The organism is Streptosporangium sp. NPDC000239 (assembly GCF_040300765.1).
Lineage (GTDB): Bacteria > Actinomycetota > Actinomycetes > Streptosporangiales > Streptosporangiaceae > Streptosporangium.
Genome location: NZ_JBEPEI010000010.1, coordinates 161,677 through 174,503, shown reverse-complemented (window position 1 = coordinate 174,503; position 12,827 = coordinate 161,677). Strand labels below are relative to the sequence as shown.

Below are 12,827 nucleotides of genomic sequence, written 5' to 3'. Positions count from 1 at the left end.
GGGATGAGCGTCCGTCACGACGCCTGCATCCTGGCGGGCGGCATGGCGAGAAGGCTCGGCGGACAGGACAAACCAGGTCTCCACGTCGGCGGACGCCCACTGGTCGAGCGGGTCGCGGCGGCCGTACCGGACGCGCGGCGGCTGATCGTCGTCGGCTCCCCCCGTCCCGGCCTGCCCGGGGCCGTCTTCCTGCGCGAGCGCCCGCCGGGCGCGGGGCCCGTCCCCGCGCTGCGGGCGGGGATGACCGCCGTGACCGCCCCCTGGATCGCCCTGCTCGCCGCCGACCTGCCGTTCCTGACGGCCGGGCACGTCTCGGCGCTGTTCGCCGCCGCCGAGGGGGCCGCAGGGGCGGTGCTCCTCGACGAGGAGGACAGACAGCAGTGGCTCGCCGGAGTCTGGCGTACGGCGGAGCTCACCCGGGCACTGGACGGCTACGAGGGACGGTCGCTGCACGGACTGCTCGGCCCGCTCGGGCCCGTCGGGCTCCGCCTTCCCGGGAAACCGTGGTTCGATTGCGACACACCGGATGATCTGCTGCGTGCCGGAGACGGTGAGCCGGACGCGGCGGAGAACGCCGACAAGGCCGTCGACGAGGAGCGAGCGATGAACGTGCTGGAGGAGTGGACCGAGCTGGTCTGCCGGGAACTGGGCGTCGATCCGGCGCGGGTCGACAGGGACGCGGTGCTCGACCTGACGAAGGAGGTCGCCCACGGGGTGGCACGCCCGGCCGCCCCGCTGACGGCCTACCTGCTGGGCCTGGCCCAGGGAGCGGGAACCGCGGGCGACGACACGCTCAAGCGGCTGATCGAACTCGCTCAGGAATGGGAGAGAAAGACCGGAGACTGAGATTCCGGAGAAAAGGGCGACGCCGGGTGGTTACGGGGGCAAACCACCCGGCGTCGCTTCATCGGCGTTCCGACGGGGGCCCGGAACGCCGGCACCAGTGCCCCGACGGGGGACCAGGGCACTTGCTTAAAGCGTACACCTCCAACCCCTGAGATGCGTCAAGAGTTAGTCACGACCCGATCTCGCGTCGGTGGCGTGGGATCTCGTTCTGGCTGTCATCCGTAATGCCGAAGCCACTTTCCGCCTCGCGACGTGGTGCGTTGGCCCCGATCACGGCAACATACGGTAAAAAGATCGCGCCGGCGAAGAGCAGCAGCCTCACGGGCAGCGGGGCGGGCACGGTGAAGGCGAGGATGAGGCAGAGCAGTCGGATCCCCATCTTGATGAGGTAGTTCCTCTCGCGCCTGCCGATGTCCTCGCTCAGGGAGGGCTGTGCGTCGGTCACCTGGTGGACCTGTCGGCGCCTGTGCCATTTCCTCACATCTCCAACCTAGACCTCGCCTCCGGCGGGCGGGAAAGCGCGTGCGACCCTGGCCTCCAGGGGCCTACGGGGGTCTCCGGGGCCTTCGGGCAAGGAGGACACGATGACGGATCGTACGTACCGGGTGACCGAGATCGTGGGCACGTCGGGGGAGAGCATCGAGGCGGCCGTGCGCAACGGCGTCCGGAGGGCCGCGCAGACCCTGCGTCACCTCGACTGGTTCGAGGTGACCGAGGTCAGGGGGCACATCGTGGACGGCGAGATCGGGCACTTCCAGGTCGGCCTGAAGGTGGGCTTCCGCCTGGAGGACGACGCCTGAGGCCGCGCGGCGCCCGGGGACGTCCGTGAGGGACGGTCCGCGGGCGCCGCGGAGGGCTCAGCTGGCCTGGCTGACCGTCGACATGTTGAAGTCGGGGACCCGCACCGCGGGCATGACGGCGCGGGTGAAGTAGTCGCTCCACTCACGGGGCAGCGTCCGCTCGGCGGCACCGACCTCGGTGAGGCGGCCGAGCAGGCCGACCGGGCTCTCGTTGAAGCGGAAGTTGTTCACCTCGCCCACGACCTCACCGTTCTCGACCAGGTAGACGCCGTCGCGGGTCAGGCCGGTCAGCAACAGGCTCTGCGGGTCGACCTCGCGGATGTACCACAGGCACGTCAGCAGCAGGCCCCGGCCGGTCGAGGCCACCATCTCGTCGAGTGAACGGCCGTCCCCGGGGCCCGTCATGATCAGGTTGTCCGTCGCCGGGGTCACGGGCAGGCCGGTCAGCTCCGCCGAGTGCCTGGTCTGCAGCAGGTTCGCCAGCCTGCCGTCCGAGATCCAGTCGGTGGGCGCCAGCGGCAGCCCGTTGTCGAAGACCGAACTCTGCCTGTTCGAGGAGTGCGCCACCACGAAGGGGGCGGACTCGACGCCGGGCGCCGCGGGGTCGCTGCCCAGGCGGACGGGCAGCGGGCAGAGCGTGTCCCCGACACGGGTGCCGCCACCGGGCCTGGAGAAGACCGTGCGGCCCTCCATCGCGTCCCTGGCCCCGGCCGTCCAGTACAGGTAGATCATCAGATCGGCGACGGCCGAGGGCGGAAGCAGTGTCTCGTAGCGGCCCGCGGGCAGGTCGATCCGCCTCCTGGCCCATTCGAGGCGGGTGGCCAGCGAGGCGTCGAGCGCCGCCACGTCGACGTCGGAGAAGTCCGGGGTCGCCACCCCCGCCCAGGCCGAGCGCCGCATGTCCGGCGACTTGGCGTTCAGCTCCAGGCGCCCCGTCGGCTGCCTGTGGCGGAGCCTGGTGCCCGCCGAGGTGCCGACGAAGGTGGTGGTGACGAGGTGCTCGGCGAAGCCGTACAGCCTGCGCCCGCCCGACTCGGCGGCGGCGAACGTCTCGCCGAGCGCCGGGGCGAACGCGCCGAAGACCCCGATGGAGGTCGGCTCGGCCGCCTCCTGCCAGTCGGCCGACTGGGCGCCCTCGGCCAGCGGCCTGGCGTCCTCGGACGGCCTGGCGTCCTCGGCCGCGTGGTCGGCCGCCGCGACGATGTCGGCGAGCTGCTCGGGGCGGGCCGCCGCCCGCGAGACCACGCCGACCCCCCGTCCCGCGACCGAGATCACGGTGAGCTGCGACGAGCGGGTCACGCCGTTGGTCGTGAGCGTGTTGCCCGCGAACCGCAGGTTGGCGCTTGAGGTCTCGTCCACGATCACGACGGTCTCGTCGGCCGTGGACAACTCCAGTGCCCTCTCGATGATTTCCTGGGGACTCATCCCACTCCTTGCCCGGTGGTCCGCAGGGGCGTCCCCCGGCGTGCGGTGTTCGTCGGTTGCCCGCTCGTGGGCGTGCTCTCCAGGCCCGGGCCAGGGAGGGCGTACCCGTCTGCCCACCGGCTCACGTGCCACTCTCCCGCAGGGTATTCAGGACGCGCACATCCCGGAAGAGCGCCGTGGGGCAGCCGTGGCTGACCGGGGCCACCTGGCCGGGCTGGCCCTTGCCACAGTTGAACGCGCCGCCCAGCACGTAGGTCTGCGGTCCGCCGACGGCCGCCATCGACCGCCAGAAGTCGGTGGTCGTCGCCTGGTAGGCGACGTCGCGAACCTGGCCGGCGAGCCTGCCGTTCTCGATCCGGTAGAACCGTTGCGCGGTGAACTGAAAGTTATATCGTTGCATGTCGATCGACCAGCTTTTGTCACCGACCACGTAGATGCCGCGTTCGACCCCGGAGATGAGCTCCTCGGTCGAGGGGCCCTCGGGGGCGGGCAGCAGCGAGACGTTGGCCATGCGCTGGATCGGGGGATGGCCGGGGGAGTCGGCGAACGCGCAGCCGTTGGAGGAGCCGAGCCCCTTCAGCAGCGCCATCCTGCGGTCGAGCTGGAAACCGGTCAGGACGCCGTCCGAGACGATGTCGAACCGCCTGGCCGCCACACCCTCGTCGTCGTACCCGATCGTGGCCAGGCCGTGCTCGGCGGTGCGGTCACCGACGACGTTCATCGCCCGCGAGCCGTACACCAGGGTGCCGAGCTGGTCGAAGGTGGCGAAGCTGGTCCCGGCGTAGGCCGCCTCGTAGCCCAGGGCCCGGTCGAGCTCGGTGGCGTGCCCGACCGACTCGTGGATCGTCAGCCACAGGTTCGACGGGTCGATCACCAGGTCGTAGCGCCCGGCCTCGACGGAGGGGGCGGCGAGTTTCTCCGCGAGGTGCTCGGGGATGCGGGCCAGCTCGCCGGGGAAGTCCCAGCCGGTGCCGGTGAGGTACTCGTAGCCGCGCCCGACCGGAGGGGCGAGCGTGCGCATCGACTCGAACCTGCCGTCCTGGGTCCGTGTCGCCTCAAGCTGGGGGTGCACGCGCACCCGCTGCTGCGTGATCGAGGCGCCCGCCGTGTCGGCGTAGAACTTCTGCTCCTTGACCTGCATCAGCGAGGCCTGTACGTGATCGACCCGCGGGTCTCGCAGCAGCCCCTCCGACCAGGCCGCCAGCAGGGCGACCTTGTCGCGCATCGGCACCTCGAACGGGTCGACGTCGTAGGAGGAGACCCAGGTGACCTCCGAGTGGACCGGCTCGGGGGCCAGTTCGACCGGCTCGCGGTTGACCGGCGCGCAGACCACGGCCACCTCGACCGCCTGCTCCGCGACCCGCGCGGCCGCCTCCGCGGTGAGCTCGACACCGGCCGCGAACCCCCAGGTGCCGTCCTTGACGACCCGTACGGCGTAGCCGAGGTCGTCGGCGTCGGAGGACCCCTCGGGCAGCGCGTCGGACAGGTTGAGTGTCTCCGCGCGGACGCGCTCGAACCGGAAGTCGGCATGCTCGGCGCCGAGGTCGCGGGCGCGCTGCAGAGCCGCGTCCGCCAGTCGCCTCATCGGCAGGGCGAGGAAATCGGGATCGATCTGGCGCATGTCAACGATCCTAACCCTGTGATCTTGTCCCTCACGGACAAGAGGTTTACCGCCGGGTAGCCGCTAGCGTCGGGTGCATGGCTCGATCTGTTCTCGTAACCGGCGGCAATCGCGGCATAGGCCTCGCGATCGCCCGCGAATTCGCCAGGGCCGGTGACTCCGTCGCCGTGACCTACCGCTCAGGGCAGCCCCCGGAGGGTCTGTTCGGCGTGCGCTGCGATGTGACCAGCATGGCCGACGTCGACGCGGCGTTCGGGAAGATCGAGGCCGAGCACGGCCCGGTCGAGGTGCTCGTCGCGAACGCGGGCATCACCAAGGACACGTTGCTGCCGACGATGAAGGAGGAGACCTTCACCGACGTCATCGACGCCAACCTGACCGGCGCCTACCGGGTCGCCAAGCGAGCCACGCGCGGCATGCTCAGGCTCAAGCGCGGCAGGATCGTGCTCATCTCCTCGGTGGTCGCCATGCTCGGCTCGGCCGGCCAGAGCAACTACGCCGCCTCGAAGGCCGGGCTGATCGGCTTCGCCAGGTCGGTGGCCAGAGAGCTGGGCTCGCGCGGCATCACGGTCAACGTGGTCTCGCCCGGGTTCGTCGAGACCGACATGACGGCCGAGCTCGAAGAGGCCTACCAGGAGCAGATCCGTAAGAACATCCCGCTGGGACGCTACGCGAGCACCGAGGAGATCGCGCGCGTGGTCGGGTTCCTGGCGAGCGAGGACGCCGCCTACATCACCGGGGCCGTGATCCCCGTGGACGGCGGCCTGGGAATGGGGCACTGACAATGGGAATTCTCGAAGGCAAGCGCATTCTGGTCACCGGTGTCCTGACCGAGGCCTCCATCGCGTTCTCCGTCGCCAAGCTGGCCCAGCTGGAGGGCGCGCAGGTCGTGCTGACCGGCTTCGGCAGGCTCAGCCTGGTCGAGCGCATCGCCAAGCGGCTGCCCGAGACGCCGCCGGTGATCGAGCTGGACGTGCAGAACACCGAGCACCTCGACTCGCTGGCCGACCGGGTCGGCGAGCACCTCGACGGCCTCGACGGCGTGGTGCACTCCATCGGCTTCGCCCCGCAGAGCTGCCTCGGCGGAAACTTCCTGAACACCTCGTGGGAGGACGTGGCCACCGCGGTGCACGTCTCGACCTACTCGTTCAAGTCCCTCGCCGTGGCCTGCCTGCCGCTGATGAAGGAGGGGGGCGCGGTCGTCGGGCTCGACTTCGACGCCAGCAAGGCCTGGCCGGTCTACGACTGGATGGGCGTGGCCAAGGCCGGGCTTGAGTCCTGCTCCCGCTATCTGGCCCGTGACCTGGGCAAGCACAACATCCGGGTCAACCTGGTGGCCGCGGGGCCGCTGCGCACGATGGCCGCCAAGAGCATCCCGGGCTTCGCCGAGTTCGAGGACAGCTGGCCGGAGAAGGCACCGCTCGGCTGGGACCTGCGCGACACCGTGCCCGCGGCCAAGGCCTGCCTGGCACTGATCTCCGACTGGTTCCCTGCGACGACCGGGGAGATCGTCCACGTCGACGGCGGCGTGCACGCGATCGGCTGACCGGCGGCTCAGGCCGTCCTGTGCCGCTTCATCCGCAGCGGCTCAAGCGGGATGGACTTCTCGCCGATCCGCCTGACATACAGCAGGCGGACGGCGAGGATCGCCGCGAGCAGCAGCACGGCGGTGAACGCCGTGCCCAGCGGGTCCGGTGTCTTGGTCGGTGTGACGGCCCGCTGGAACCTGCGCATGACCGGGCCCGCGGGCCACAGCAGTTCGAGCCGGGGCGCCTCGGCGTCGACCGTGGGCGGCGGAGTCTCGGAGCCGGTGGCCTCCCCACGCCTGCCGCCGCGTTCGCCGCCCCCGTCGGTCTCCGCCACGCGCCTGCGGGTCTGCGGAGGACGCGCCTGCTCGCCCGCCGGCCGCCGCGTGGCCTCCTCCGCGGGCACGGTGCCGCCGGAGTGGGAGGGCCGGGGGCTCGGGGAGGCGTGCGGGGACGGTGTCGTCTTGTGGGCCGGGTTCGCCGAGGTGCCCGCACATCCGGGGGAGTCGGACAGCGGGGAACAGGCGCCGCCCGGGTTCTGGGACGGCAGGACGTCGTTGTCCGCCGGATCCTGGATGTCGGGGACGTCCTGGACGTCCGCGGTGTCCTCACCCCAGGGGGTCACGAGGATCTCGGGGACGGTCTCGGGAAGGACGGACGGCTGGGGCTGGTCCAGAACGCTCTCCGCGTCCAGCACGTCGGCCCCGCTCTGCGCCTTTCCGATTTTATCGCCTTTTTTGGCGTTATCGTCTTTCTTGCTTTTTCCGGCTTTTTCGGTATGCGGTGGGGTTTCCGCGTTCTGTCCGTAGCCGTAGCCCTCCCCGCCGGGGGAGGGGCCGCCGGCCGGTCCGTTCGCGGGGCCGCTCGTGGCACTGTTCATGGCGCCGCCCGGAGTGGCGCTCACGGTGTCGTCCGGCGGGCCCCCCGCCGTGTCGCTCACAGTGGTGCCCGCGGTGGTGCTCATGGTGACGTTCACGGTGTCGTCCACGACGACGCCGCCGAGCAGGGCGCCGCCCACAGCGTCACTCACAGTGTCGCTAACGGTGTCGTTCGCGGTGGCACTCACGGTGTTGCCCAGGACGCCGACCGCCTCGCACAGACCGCCGGTCACCCCGCCGAGAAGCCCGCCGCCCTCACAGTCACCCGCCTGGGTGACGGCGCTCACGGGGGCGGGTGCGACGGCGAGCAGTACGCCGCCGAGTGTCAGCGCCAGGGCGCCGACGGAGATCGCGGTTCGCAATTGTCCCCCTTGTGCATCGGTGACGGAACGTCGCTGACACCTGAGTGCCCCTCCTGTCACCATTGACAGTTTTGTGGGGAGGCCAGGGTTTTCCACGTAAAGTTGCCATTCGGTATCGAGTAGTGATACGCGAGATGGATTCTCGTTCTGTTCGGGCTCGCTTTCCTCGTTCCGAGTTCCTCAGTCCGCCGAGACGTCGTCAAGAGCCTCTCTGATCTCCACCGGCAGGACGAGGTCCTCCGACTGGAGCACCCCGGTCAGCTGGGCACAGGTCCTGGCGCCGACGATCGCCGCCGCGACCCCCGGCTGGTCCCGCACCCAGGACAGGGCGACCGACAGTGGCGAGACCCCCAGCCCCTCGGCCGCGGTCGTCACCGACTCCACGACCCGCCGGCACCTCTCGTCCAGGTACGGCGTGACGAAGTCGGCGAAGTGCGGGGTCGCGGCCCGGGAGTCGGCGGGGATGCCGGTGCGGTACTTGCCGGTGAGGACCCCCCTGCCCAGGGGCGACCAGGCCAGCACCCCCGCGCCGACGTGCTCGGCCGCCGGGACCAGCTCACGCTCGGCCTCCCGCGCCAGCAGCGAGTACTCGACCTGGGCCGCGACGATCGGCGTCCGCCCGGGGACCGCCCGCTGGCTGACGGCCGCCGCCGCGAGCTGCCAGCCCGTGTAGTCGCAGACACCCGCGTAGGCCGCCCTGCCCGAGGACACGATGGCGTCCACCGCGGCCAGGGTCTCCTCAAGCGGCACCTCCTGGTCGAAGGCGTGCAGCTGCCACAGATCGACCTCGTTGATCCCGAGGCGACCGAGGGAGGCGTCGATGGCCGCGATCAGGTGCCTTCTTGAGGCGTCGCGCGGCCTGTGCCCGGCCGGGGTGAGCACGGCCTTGGTCGAGATCACCAGCTCGGAACGGGGCACCGAGTCCCGCATCATCCGTCCGAGCAGCCGCTCCGCCTCGCCGCCCGAGTAGACGTCCGCGGTGTCGATGAGGGTGCCCCCGGCATCGGCGAACGTCCGGAGCTGCGCCGTGGCCTCCTCCGCGCCGGTGTCGCGTCCCCATGTCATCGTCCCGAGTCCGAGGCGGGACACCGACAGGCCGCTCCGGCCCACATAGCGCTGCTCCATGATCCGGCCAGGGTACCGCCCGGCCGGTTAAAAGTAGTGGAGCGAGGCCTGCAAGACTTGCCCGCGTGACGACCCTGTTGCTGGCCAGACACGGCCTGACCCCCCTCACCGGTCCCGTGCTGGCGGGCTGGACACCAGGACTCCACCTCAGTGACGCGGGCCGGGCCCAGGCCGAGGCTCTGGCCGTACGGCTGGGCCCGCTGGAGCTGGACGCGATCGTCTCCAGCCCGCTGGAACGCTGCCAGGAGACGGCCGGAGCCGTGGCGGCCGGGCGGGAGACCGAGGTGGTGACCGACGAGCGGTTCGGGGAGTGCCGCTACGGAGACTGGACCGGCCGCCCGATCGCCGAGCTGGCCAAGGAGCCCCTGTGGCGGGTCGTGCAGACCCATCCGAGCGCCGTGACCTTCCCCGGCGGGGAGTCGCTGGCCGCCGTACAGCACCGGGCGGTGAGCGCCGTCAGGGAGTGGAACGAGCGGCTCGGCCCGAAGGGGGTCTATCTCGTCTGCAGCCACGGAGACGTGATCAAGGCCATCGTGGCGGACGCGATGGGCCTGCACCTTGACCAGTTCCAGCGGATAACCGCCGACCCCGCCTCACTCACCGCGATCCGCTACACCCCCCTGCGCCCCTTCGTGCTCAGGCTCAACGACCTGGGCGGAGAGGTCGCCGGGCTGCGCCCGCCAGAGGAAACCCAGGACGGAGCGGGGGAGAAGGACGGGGGACAAAACCTCACCGAGAGCGACGCCGCGGTCGGCGGCGGTGCCGGGACCACGTAAGGTCAGGGCTATGCCGGTCTTCGACTACGACCCACCTGAGAGATTCGTGGCCGGTGCCGTGGGGCAACCGGGATCGCGAGCGTTCTTCCTGCAGGCCCGCGGGCAGGGCCGGCTGACCACGGTCGGGCTGGAGAAGTTCCAGGTCGCCGCGCTGGCCGACCGGCTGGACGAGCTGCTCGATGAGGTGCTGCGGCGCGGAGGGGCCCAGGTGCCCGCCGCCGCCCCCGCCGCGCTGACGGACAACGACCCGCTCGACGTGCCCATCAGCGAGGACTTCAGGGTGGGCGCCATGGCCCTGGCCTGGGACGCGGAGACCGCTCAGGTGGTCATCGAGGCGCAGGAGGCCGTCGCGGAGGACGAGGAGGACTTCGAGCCCTCCCCGCTGTCGGAGCCCGCGGTGCTGCGCGTGCACATCAGTCCCGCCGCCGCCAGGGCCTTCACCAGGCGCGCCATGGCCCTGGTCGCCGCAGGACGCCCACCGTGTCCGTTGTGCGGCCAGCCTCTCGACGCGGATGGGCATATTTGCGTGCGTCTCAACGGTTACCGGGGTAGGAGCGCTTCACAGGCAGAAGGAGGCGAATGAGTGCCGAGGGCGAGTTCACGCTGAGCGCGGCTCCCATGGCGGGACTGGACGACGAGACCGCTCTGCGTCTGCTCCGCGACGGGCACCTGGAGGTCGAGGGCCGTCTGGTCGAGGCGAGCAACATGACGCTCTACTGTTCGGTCCGGCTCGGCGGCCTGTCCGCCGCCTGCGTGTACAAGCCGGTGCGTGGAGAACGCCCGCTGTGGGACTTTCCCGACGGCACTCTCGCCGCCCGCGAGGTGGCCGCCTTCGAGGTCTCCGCGGCCACCGGCTGGCGGATCGTCCCGCCGACGGTCTACCGTGACGGCCCGTTCGGCCCGGGAATGTGCCAGATGTGGATCGACGCCGACCCCGACGCCGACCTGATGGTCCTCATCCGCAGCCGTCAGCCCTCCCTGCGGCGGATGGCGGTCTTCGACGCCGTCGTCAACAACGCCGACCGCAAGGGCGGCCACCTGCTGCCGCTGCCCGGGGGGCACGTCCACGGCGTCGACCACGGGGTCTGCTTCGCCACGGAGAACAAGCTGCGCACCGTGCTGTGGCAGTGGCGTGGCAAGCCGCTGTCGCGCGAGGCCGTGAACGTCCTGGCCCGTCTCGAACGTGACCTGGAACAGGGAGGTCTCGGCCGCCGGCTGCGCGAGCTGCTGACCCCCGCCGAGGTCCAGGCGACGGGCGAACGGGTTCGCAGGCTCCTCGACACCGGCCTGCACCCCCTGCCCTCCCAGGACTGGCCCGCCATTCCCTGGCCCCCGATCTGAGGTTCTTGATCCGAGGCCCTGATCCGAGGGACCCCGGTCCGGCCCGTCCGGCGGCGGGGGCGTAGCCTGCCGGGCATGTGCACGGTTGTGGTCAGCGTCGATCCCGGCGCCGACGTTCCCCTGATCATGGTCGGAGTGCGAGACGAGTTCGTCGACCGGCCGTGGTCGCCCCCGGGGCCGCACTGGCCGGGCCTGTTCGGTGGACGCGACCTGCTCGCGGGCGGGACCTGGCTCGCCGTGCATCCGGCGGAGGGCAGGATCGCCGCGCTGGTCAACGGGCAGGGCGTGCCCGCCCCGCAGGAGGGCAGGATCTCGCGTGGGGGGCTGCCGCTGACGGCCGCGGCCGAGGGCGGTCTCACGGGCCTCGACCCCGCGGGCTACGACCCCTTCCACCTGGTCCTGGCCGACCGGAGCGGAGTCCGGCTGTGGCACTGGGACGGGACCGGGCTGTGGGACGAGGAGCTCCCCGAAGGAACGCACATGATCGTCAACAGCGGCTGGGAGCGCGGTGAGGAGAACGAGCGGGTCGCCTTCTTCCGCCCGCTGTTCGCCAAGGCCACCAGGCCGGACACCCTCGGCGGCCCCTGGCGGGAGTGGCGGGAGGCCGCCACCGGTGCGGGCCTGGCCAGGGACGATCCCCGGGCCATGATCGTCCGGCACGAGCTGCCCGACGGACGCGTCTTCGGCTCGCTGTCGGTCTCCCTGCTCGGGTTGTCCGCCGAGGGCGTCCGCTACGACTTCACCGGCGATCCGCGGGACCCGGCGGCCTTCCGCCGCGTCCTGCCGGAATGATCCACGGGGTCGCCGAGGTTGAGAAAGTGCCCCTGTACCACCCACCGTCCCTGCCTGACCGGGACGGTCTGTCTGCTGGATAGGCTCATCACATGAGATCGTGGTCTGCGCCGAAGGTCCCTCGGCTTCCCGGTGCCGGTGTCCCGTTGCGGTTGTTCGACACCGCCTCCGGGGAGACCGGCCCCACCAGGCCGGGCCCGACGGCGCGGATGTACGTCTGCGGCATCACGCCGTACGACGCGACCCACCTCGGGCACGCCAACACCTACCTCGCCTTCGACCTGGTCAACCGCGCCTGGCGGGACGCCGGTCACGAGGTCCACTACACCCAGAACGCCACCGACGTCGACGACCCGCTGCTTGAGCGGGCGGAGCTGACCGGCGTCGACTGGCGTGAGCTGGCCGAGCGTGAGATCGAGCTCTTCAGGACCGACATGGAGGCGCTGCGGATCCTCCCGCCGCGCGAGTACGTCGGGGTGACCGAGGTCGTCGACCAGGTCGCCGAGCTGATCGAGCGCCTGCGCGACAAGGGCGCGACCTACGAGCTCGACGGTGACGTCTACTTCGACGTCGCGGCGGCGCCCAAGTTCGGCGCCGTCTCCGGATATCCGGAGGAGCTGATGCTCACCCTGTCCCGCGAGCGCGGCGGCGACCCGGACAGGGCGGGCAAGAAGCACCCGCTCGACTGGCTCCTGTGGCGCGCCGAGCGTCCCGGTGAGCCGTCCTGGTCCTCGCGCCTCGGCAGGGGCAGGCCGGGCTGGCACATCGAGTGCACCGCCATCGCGCTGGCCAACCTGGGCAGCGGGTTCGACGTCGCGGGCGGCGGTTCCGACCTGATCTTCCCGCACCACGAGTGCGGCGCCCACGAAGGCCATGTGGCCTGCGGGGAGTGGCCCTTCGCCAAGGCGTACGTCCACGCGGGAATGGTCGCCCTCGACGGCGAGAAGATGTCGAAGTCCAAGGGCAACCTGGTCTTCGTCTCCAAGCTCCGCAGGCAGGCCGACCCGATGGCCATCCGGCTGGCGCTGCTGGCCCACCACTACCGCGCCGACTGGGAGTGGACCCCCGACCAGCTGGCCTCCGCGGAGGTACGGCTGGCCCGCTGGCGCTCGGCGACCGGGCTGCAGACCGGTCCCCAGGCGCGTGACCTGCTTGAGGAGGTCAGGGCCAGGGTCGCCGACGACCTGGACGCCCCGGGGGCGCTGGCGCTGATCGACGGCTGGGCGGAGCGGGCGCTGGCGGACGGCGGCACCGACCCGCAGGCGCCCGGGCTCGTCAAGGACATCACCGACGCGTTGCTCGGCGTCGAACTCTGAGAACGCGCAGGCCCGTGCC

Annotated in this window: 14 protein-coding genes; 9 read left to right on the top strand and 5 right to left on the bottom strand. The window is 71.2% G+C overall.

Translation table 11 applies throughout. The features are described 5' to 3' along the window. The first annotated feature begins 3 nt into the window (after positions 1–3). Positions 4–846: an NTP transferase domain-containing protein gene (locus tag ABT340_RS24430; protein ID WP_352013130.1), complete on the top strand. Its 843-nt coding sequence runs from the start codon at positions 4–6 to the stop codon at positions 844–846. 169 nt (positions 847–1,015) lie between these two features. Here the strand turns inward: ABT340_RS24430 and ABT340_RS24425 are convergent, their stop codons facing one another. Next, positions 1,016–1,291 (bottom strand): DUF3099 domain-containing protein, encoded by a 276-nt coding sequence (locus tag ABT340_RS24425; RefSeq protein WP_352013129.1) that lies wholly within the window; start codon positions 1,289–1,291, stop codon positions 1,016–1,018. Between the two features lie 139 nt (positions 1,292–1,430). Between ABT340_RS24425 and ABT340_RS24420 the strand changes: the two genes are divergently transcribed. After that, positions 1,431–1,646: a dodecin gene (locus ABT340_RS24420; protein ID WP_352013128.1), complete on the top strand. Its 216-nt coding sequence runs from the start codon at positions 1,431–1,433 to the stop codon at positions 1,644–1,646. Positions 1,647–1,703: 57 nt separating this feature from the next. On the opposite strand, the gene ABT340_RS24415 is transcribed toward ABT340_RS24420, so the two are convergent. Together ABT340_RS24415 and ABT340_RS24410 are read right to left on the bottom strand one after the other, a co-directional pair. Continuing rightward, the gene (locus tag ABT340_RS24415; protein WP_352013127.1) at positions 1,704–3,071 is read right to left on the bottom strand and encodes a metallopeptidase TldD-related protein; all 1,368 of its coding nucleotides are present in this window, start codon (positions 3,069–3,071) and stop codon (positions 1,704–1,706) included. A gap of 121 nt (positions 3,072–3,192) precedes the next feature. Further along, complete coding sequence (locus tag ABT340_RS24410; RefSeq protein WP_352013126.1) at positions 3,193–4,692, bottom strand: TldD/PmbA family protein; 1,500 nt, start codon at positions 4,690–4,692, stop codon at positions 3,193–3,195. A 77-nt stretch (positions 4,693–4,769) separates the two neighbouring features. Between ABT340_RS24410 and ABT340_RS24405 the strand changes: the two genes are divergently transcribed. Beyond that, the gene (locus ABT340_RS24405) at positions 4,770–5,474 is read left to right on the top strand and encodes a beta-ketoacyl-ACP reductase (protein ID WP_352013125.1); all 705 of its coding nucleotides are present in this window, start codon (positions 4,770–4,772) and stop codon (positions 5,472–5,474) included. Positions 5,475–5,476: 2 nt separating this feature from the next. Then, positions 5,477–6,238, top strand: a complete 762-nt coding sequence (gene fabI, locus ABT340_RS24400; protein ID WP_352013124.1) for an enoyl-ACP reductase FabI — start codon at positions 5,477–5,479, stop codon at positions 6,236–6,238. A gap of 8 nt (positions 6,239–6,246) precedes the next feature. Here the strand turns inward: fabI and ABT340_RS24395 are convergent, their stop codons facing one another. Together ABT340_RS24395 and ABT340_RS24390 are read right to left on the bottom strand one after the other, a co-directional pair. Then, positions 6,247–7,458: a hypothetical protein gene (locus tag ABT340_RS24395; protein WP_352013123.1), complete on the bottom strand. Its 1,212-nt coding sequence runs from the start codon at positions 7,456–7,458 to the stop codon at positions 6,247–6,249. 180 nt (positions 7,459–7,638) lie between these two features. Further along, positions 7,639–8,583 (bottom strand): aldo/keto reductase, encoded by a 945-nt coding sequence (locus ABT340_RS24390; protein WP_352013122.1) that lies wholly within the window; start codon positions 8,581–8,583, stop codon positions 7,639–7,641. 65 nt (positions 8,584–8,648) lie between these two features. Here ABT340_RS24390 and ABT340_RS24385 point away from each other — a divergent pair, with 65 nt between their 5' ends. The 5 genes from ABT340_RS24385 (at position 8,649) to mshC (ending at position 12,808) form a co-directional block, all read left to right on the top strand. Beyond that, positions 8,649–9,359, top strand: a complete 711-nt coding sequence (locus ABT340_RS24385) for a histidine phosphatase family protein (RefSeq protein WP_352013121.1) — start codon at positions 8,649–8,651, stop codon at positions 9,357–9,359. Between the two features lie 10 nt (positions 9,360–9,369). Then, positions 9,370–9,942 carry a DUF3090 domain-containing protein gene (locus ABT340_RS24380; protein ID WP_352013120.1) on the top strand — a complete coding sequence of 191 codons (573 nt, stop codon included), beginning with the start codon at positions 9,370–9,372 and terminating at the stop codon, positions 9,940–9,942. Continuing rightward, positions 9,939–10,700: an SCO1664 family protein gene (locus ABT340_RS24375; RefSeq protein WP_352013119.1), complete on the top strand. Its 762-nt coding sequence runs from the start codon at positions 9,939–9,941 to the stop codon at positions 10,698–10,700. Before ABT340_RS24380 ends, ABT340_RS24375 begins: the two co-directional genes overlap by 4 nt. Positions 10,701–10,775: 75 nt before the next feature. Beyond that, positions 10,776–11,492 (top strand): NRDE family protein, encoded by a 717-nt coding sequence (locus ABT340_RS24370; RefSeq protein WP_352013118.1) that lies wholly within the window; start codon positions 10,776–10,778, stop codon positions 11,490–11,492. A 92-nt stretch (positions 11,493–11,584) separates the two neighbouring features. Beyond that, positions 11,585–12,808, top strand: coding sequence for a cysteine--1-D-myo-inosityl 2-amino-2-deoxy-alpha-D-glucopyranoside ligase (gene mshC / locus ABT340_RS24365; protein ID WP_352013117.1), 1,224 nt, complete (start codon positions 11,585–11,587; stop codon positions 12,806–12,808). Positions 12,809–12,827 lie beyond the last annotated feature (19 nt).

Bases quoted from the DNA above. Each gene is read 5' to 3' on its own strand.
- ABT340_RS24405 (WP_352013125.1), top strand. From the start codon at position 4,770: ATGGCTCGATCTGTTCTCGTAACCGGCGGCAATCGCGGCATAGGCCTC.
- ABT340_RS24375 (WP_352013119.1), top strand. From the start codon at position 9,939: ATGAGTGCCGAGGGCGAGTTCACGCTGAGCGCGGCTCCCATGGCGGGA.
- ABT340_RS24415 (WP_352013127.1), bottom strand. From the start codon at position 3,071: ATGAGTCCCCAGGAAATCATCGAGAGGGCACTGGAGTTGTCCACGGCC.
- mshC (WP_352013117.1), top strand. From the start codon at position 11,585: ATGAGATCGTGGTCTGCGCCGAAGGTCCCTCGGCTTCCCGGTGCCGGT.
- ABT340_RS24420 (WP_352013128.1), top strand. From the start codon at position 1,431: ATGACGGATCGTACGTACCGGGTGACCGAGATCGTGGGCACGTCGGGG.
- ABT340_RS24370 (WP_352013118.1), top strand. From the start codon at position 10,776: ATGTGCACGGTTGTGGTCAGCGTCGATCCCGGCGCCGACGTTCCCCTG.
- ABT340_RS24390 (WP_352013122.1), bottom strand. From the start codon at position 8,583: ATGGAGCAGCGCTATGTGGGCCGGAGCGGCCTGTCGGTGTCCCGCCTC.
- ABT340_RS24430 (WP_352013130.1), top strand. From the start codon at position 4: ATGAGCGTCCGTCACGACGCCTGCATCCTGGCGGGCGGCATGGCGAGA.
- ABT340_RS24410 (WP_352013126.1), bottom strand. From the start codon at position 4,692: ATGCGCCAGATCGATCCCGATTTCCTCGCCCTGCCGATGAGGCGACTG.
- ABT340_RS24380 (WP_352013120.1), top strand. From the start codon at position 9,370: ATGCCGGTCTTCGACTACGACCCACCTGAGAGATTCGTGGCCGGTGCC.
- fabI (WP_352013124.1), top strand. From the start codon at position 5,477: ATGGGAATTCTCGAAGGCAAGCGCATTCTGGTCACCGGTGTCCTGACC.